Genomic DNA, 4423 nt, shown 5'->3' with positions numbered 1-4423 from the left:
TGGACGACTTGCACCGCCAACTGATCCGCATCGGGCTGGACGCTCTCGCCGAGGACTACGGATACGCCCTCGCAGGCGGTTACGCCGTCCAGGCCCACCACATCGTCAACCGAGTCAGTGATGACGTGGACCTCTTCGCACCGTTCGACAGAGCGAGCCGCGAGATGGAACAGGCCGCGGAGCGGATCACCACCGCCTACAAAGCCGCTGGATACATCGTCGAGCAGGTCCACCTGACTCCCACCTACACCAGGTTGAACGTCACCGACCCAGCTTCAGGCACACAGAGCAAGGTGGAACTCGTCGCTGAATTCCTGCACCACACGCCGGTCGACTCCGACCTCGGCCCGGTACTCCACCGCGATGACGTCGCCGCAGGTAAGACCAGTGCACTGTTCGCCCGAGCCGAGGTCCGCGACGCCATCGACGTCGCGGGGCTATTGAAGGCCGGCTACACCCGCGAACAACTCATGGACCTCGCCGCCCAGAACGACGCAGGCTTCGACCGTCGTATGTTCGCCGACTCACTCGCCCGCATCCAGCGGTACACCGACAAGCAGTTCGCCGCCTACGATCTCGACGCCGACCAAGCCGCCACGATCCGCGCCACCTTTGCCCACTGGCAGCACAAATTGCTTTGACCCCGTATGCCTCCCCGTCGCAGGCCGAGGGCTCGTCCACGGGCCTGGAACCGTTCGACGGGCACCGCGCGTCAGGCAGAGCGTGGACGCGGGGATTGCGGCGGTAGTCGCGGCAGCAGTGGGGGCTCTGGCGGCGCTTGTCGGAGCCCGCATCGGAGGACGATCGGCCGTCGAGGCGGCAGCGGTGGCCGGTGCTGAGAACCACGAGCTATCCCGAGCGGAGGCGCGGCGTGCCGCCTACGCGGATCTGGGGACAGCGGCTTTCCAGTTCTCCCGGACGTTCGTAGACGTACAATCCGTGATCAACGGTCGACATTTCGGCATCAACCCCGAATGGCAACAGGTCGACCCTGCCCTCTACAGCACGCTGGACTCCAGGCAGGATGACGTGGCCCACGCAGCAATGATCGTTCAACTGCATGGGCCGATGGAGATCGTCGACCACGCCTGGGACATCTACGCGCAATGTCAACGCGCGGAGCGCCGACTGGCGGAATATGCGGCGGTCCTTCGACCAGGGTCCGAAGAAGCCCGGGCGAACCGTTCTCACCGACCAGCTAGATCCGGAAGCAAAGTCGTGCCCGATGCGTGCCCGATCGGGCGGTGAATCACGGTCAACACGGGTCGTTCGGGAACTCCGGCCTGCCACGGCGGGTAGCCCGTTCCAGCAGGTCAGAACAGGCTCGGTGCCCACCAGACCCCGTGATTCCCAAGCTCAGAGCGCGGGTTCGATTCCCGTCACCCGCTCCACGCTTAAGGCCCAGGTCAGCGACCTGGGCCTTGTTTGTTGTTGAGACCGCGCTAAGCGTCTTACACCAGATCCGCGCCAGAAGGCCTCGTCTCTCCAACCGAGTGGGCACACCGACCCGGCACGGGTCGACAACTCCGCGCGGGAGAGGGCGGACTGTCCTTCGAGGCCCTCCGCAGCGCGTGTGGGGCTTCAGAGGGGTAGATCGTCAGGCAGGACGCGGAAGGCCTTGTGATGGCCGAGGGGGCGTACGGCGCGGAAGTCTCGGCGATCCAGGGTGAGGATCGCGTCGGTGTCGTAGTCGGCCGCCAGGGCGACGTTCACCACGTCGGTGAGATCCAGGTCGAGCGCCAGGTAGCGGGATCGGACGGTCTGGGCGATGCCGAGGTGGCCCTCAGTAATCTGCGGTACGGATACCCGGCCGCGTCGCATCCAGCCCCGGATGTCGTCGATCGCGCTCACTGCGGCCTCGCGGCCGAGTTCGTGGGTTGCCACGTGGTCGAGCTCAGCAAGCAGCAATGGAGACATGACGAGCAGCCCGGCAGCCATGATGGCCTCCTGCGCCGCGTCATGCTCCGGGTGTGTGGAATCGAGCGCTGCCAGCAGGCCGGAGGTGTCAGCGATGACGACGATCACGCAGCAGTTCCTGAACCGGTTTCGCGCTGGGCAGCGTCAGCAACGACATCACGCACCTCGCCCTTGGCAAGAGTGCGCCCAGGGCCGGGGAAAGTGCGAGAGAACAACGGCTCGTCCCACACGCGATTGGCCATGGCAGCAAGATGGATGCCCTGCCGGATGATCTCGGCCTCACTGATACCGCGACGCTTGGCGGCCTCCTTGATGATGGCGAGGTCTTCCGGGTCGGCATAGACATTGGTGCGCTTCATGGACATGTACCTAGAGTAACACATGTGCGAAAGTGGTGTATGTCAGGCGTTCGATCCCCTCTGCGTAACACGCTGGTCGCCCCGTCTCGGCCGTGCCCGATGTGTGCCCGCTGGAGCGGCGAACCACGGTCAATGACGGCGTGGGGCCAGCCCGGACGTGACTCGACACAGCACCCGTTCCAGCAGGTGAGAGCCGGTTCCGCGCCCACCACGCCCCATGATTCCCAAGCTCAGAGCGCGGGTTCGATTCCCGTCACCCGCTCCAGCACAAAGCCCTCATCAGCAACGTCGAGCGCTGACGTGCCAAGGTTGCGGGGTCAGACGGCAGGGCGTCGGCCGGATCCTGTATCGGGTCACCCGCGAACCGCAGTCACTCCTCGCGCTCTGGACCGGCGCCTGCCCCACCTGTCACCGCGACATGCCAGAACCGATACCAACCCGACCAAGCACTACCAGGGACCAGCGGCCAGGGCTCCAAGGGAACTCGCCGGGGGCGACGGGCGAAGGAGAGAGGAAAGCCCAAGCCTTCGAAGCGTTCTTTAGGACGAGAGGAGCCCCGATGACCGTCGAGCCAGGCGTCCGCACGGGGGCGGAGAGCGATGCCTCGGTAATTGCGCGGTCCCGGGATGAGCCCGAGGCATTCGCCGTGCTCTTCGACCGACACGCGGATGCGGTACACCGTTATCTGGCCCGTAGGCTCGGCGGCGAGCCGGCCGACGACCTCATGGCGGAGACCTTCACCACTGCTTTCCAGCAGCGGCACCGGTACGACCCCGCGCGGGCCATGGGCAAGGACGCCCAGCCCTGGCTGTTCGGCATAGCGACCAACCTGGTCGGCCGGCACCGGCGGGCCGAGGCCCGCCGGTTCAAGGCCCTGGCCCGCATCCCGGCCCCCGCCGACCACGAGGAGCCGCTGGCCGACCGGGCTGCGGCCCGGGTAGGGGCACAGGCCATACGCCGCGAGCTGGCGGCGGCACTGGCCGCACTGCCCGCGCGGCACCGGGACGTGCTGCTGTTGGTGGTGTGGGGCGGTCTCGGCTACGAGGAGGTGGCCCAGGCCCTCGGTGTCCCCATCGGCACGGTCAGATCACGGCTGCACCGGGCTCGCAGCAAGCTACGCGAAGCGTTGGGCGGATCCGATCCGACGACACTGCGAGAGGCATCCGGCCATGACTGACGAACTCGAACTCCTGCGGGACTGGAACGCGGACGCGGCCCCGCTCACCGAACCGGCCCGAGCGCAGGCCCGCCACCGACTGCTCAACACGATTACGCGCACGGAGCGGCACCCCGACGCCGCACCCAGCCGCCGCCACGCGCTGCGCCTCGCGACAGCCGCGGTGGTCACCATGGCGGTTACGGGCACGGCGGTACTGATCGCCGCGGACGGCGCCGACGAGGGCGGCCGCACCGACCGCGCGGGCACGAACGCCCCGCAGATGCGCAACGCCGGCGCCGTGACGGTGCTGAACGGGGCGGCAGCGCGGGCGAGTAAGCACGAGAAGCCCGTGGCGCCGCGCGACGACCAGTTCATCTACTGGAAGCGGAGCATCAAGGAGACGGAGCGGAAGACCGGCGCGGTCAAGACCTACATGGACGAGAACTGGGACTCGGTGGACGGCTCCAAGCGATCTTTGACCATGGAGCTCGGCCGGGTGATCTGGGAAGAGCCCATGGGGAAGAACGAGGGCGTGTGGCCGCCTCGGGAGTGGAGCAAGCTGAAGAAGCTGCCCACCGATCCGGAGAAGCTCATCCCGGGCATCGTCGGCGTCGGCACGTCCGACAAGTCGATCGACGACTTCACCGCGTGGGACTGGTACGACGCCTACTCCATGCTCGGCGAGCTCCTGAAGTGGCCGGTGCTGCCCGAGGGACTGCGTCCCGCCGCGTACGAGGCGCTGGCCCTGGTGCCCGGGGTCAAGGCGACCCCGGGGATGAAGGACTCCGCCGGGCGCACCGGGGTGGGGATCTCCTACCCCAAGCGCGCGTCCGAGAAGGGCAAGTACCTCATCTTCGACCCGGAGTCCTATGAATTCCTGGGCTTCCGCGACGAGCGGACCTCGCGTTCCGGGAAGAAGACGTACATCCAGCTGTCGCACGTGGCGGACTGGGCGATCGTCGACCGCTTGAAGCAGCGCCCCTAGGCC

General features: G+C 67.2%; 6 protein-coding genes. 4 read left to right on the top strand and 2 right to left on the bottom strand.

The genetic code is table 11. The features are described from left to right. Together GWI24_RS41065 and GWI24_RS41060 are read left to right on the top strand one after the other, a co-directional pair. Nucleotides 1–641: nucleotidyl transferase AbiEii/AbiGii toxin family protein (locus tag GWI24_RS41065; protein WP_247617588.1), on the top strand; the 641-nt coding region annotated here is incomplete at its 5' end. An 82-nt stretch (nt 642–723) separates the two neighbouring features. After that, nucleotides 724–1248 carry a hypothetical protein gene (locus tag GWI24_RS41060; RefSeq protein WP_210951120.1) on the top strand — a complete coding sequence of 175 codons (525 nt, stop codon included), beginning with the start codon at nt 724–726 and terminating at the stop codon, nt 1246–1248. A gap of 333 nt (nt 1249–1581) precedes the next feature. On the opposite strand, the gene GWI24_RS41055 is transcribed toward GWI24_RS41060, so the two are convergent. After that, entirely contained in the window at nt 1582–2025 is a 444-nt protein-coding gene (locus GWI24_RS41055) for a PIN domain-containing protein (RefSeq protein WP_210951119.1), read from the bottom strand. Continuing rightward, complete coding sequence (locus GWI24_RS41050; RefSeq protein WP_210951118.1) at nt 2022–2282, bottom strand: CopG family transcriptional regulator; 261 nt, start codon at nt 2280–2282, stop codon at nt 2022–2024. The genes GWI24_RS41055 and GWI24_RS41050 overlap by 4 nt, the downstream gene beginning before the upstream one ends. A gap of 553 nt (nt 2283–2835) precedes the next feature. Between GWI24_RS41050 and GWI24_RS41045 the strand changes: the two genes are divergently transcribed. Beyond that, nucleotides 2836–3453, top strand: a complete 618-nt coding sequence (locus GWI24_RS41045) for an RNA polymerase sigma factor (RefSeq protein WP_210951117.1) — start codon at nt 2836–2838, stop codon at nt 3451–3453. Further along, nucleotides 3446–4420 carry a CU044_5270 family protein gene (locus tag GWI24_RS41040; protein WP_210951116.1) on the top strand — a complete coding sequence of 325 codons (975 nt, stop codon included), beginning with the start codon at nt 3446–3448 and terminating at the stop codon, nt 4418–4420. Before GWI24_RS41045 ends, GWI24_RS41040 begins: the two co-directional genes overlap by 8 nt. The last annotated feature ends 3 nt before the right edge of the window (nt 4421–4423 follow it).

The sequence above is a fragment of the Streptomyces sp. MK37H genome (assembly GCF_018035285.1).
GTDB classification, from domain to species: domain Bacteria; phylum Actinomycetota; class Actinomycetes; order Streptomycetales; family Streptomycetaceae; genus Streptomyces; species Streptomyces endocoffeicus.
The sequence above is the reverse complement of the archived record's forward strand: the minus strand, read 5'-3'. Positions and strand labels throughout refer to the sequence as shown.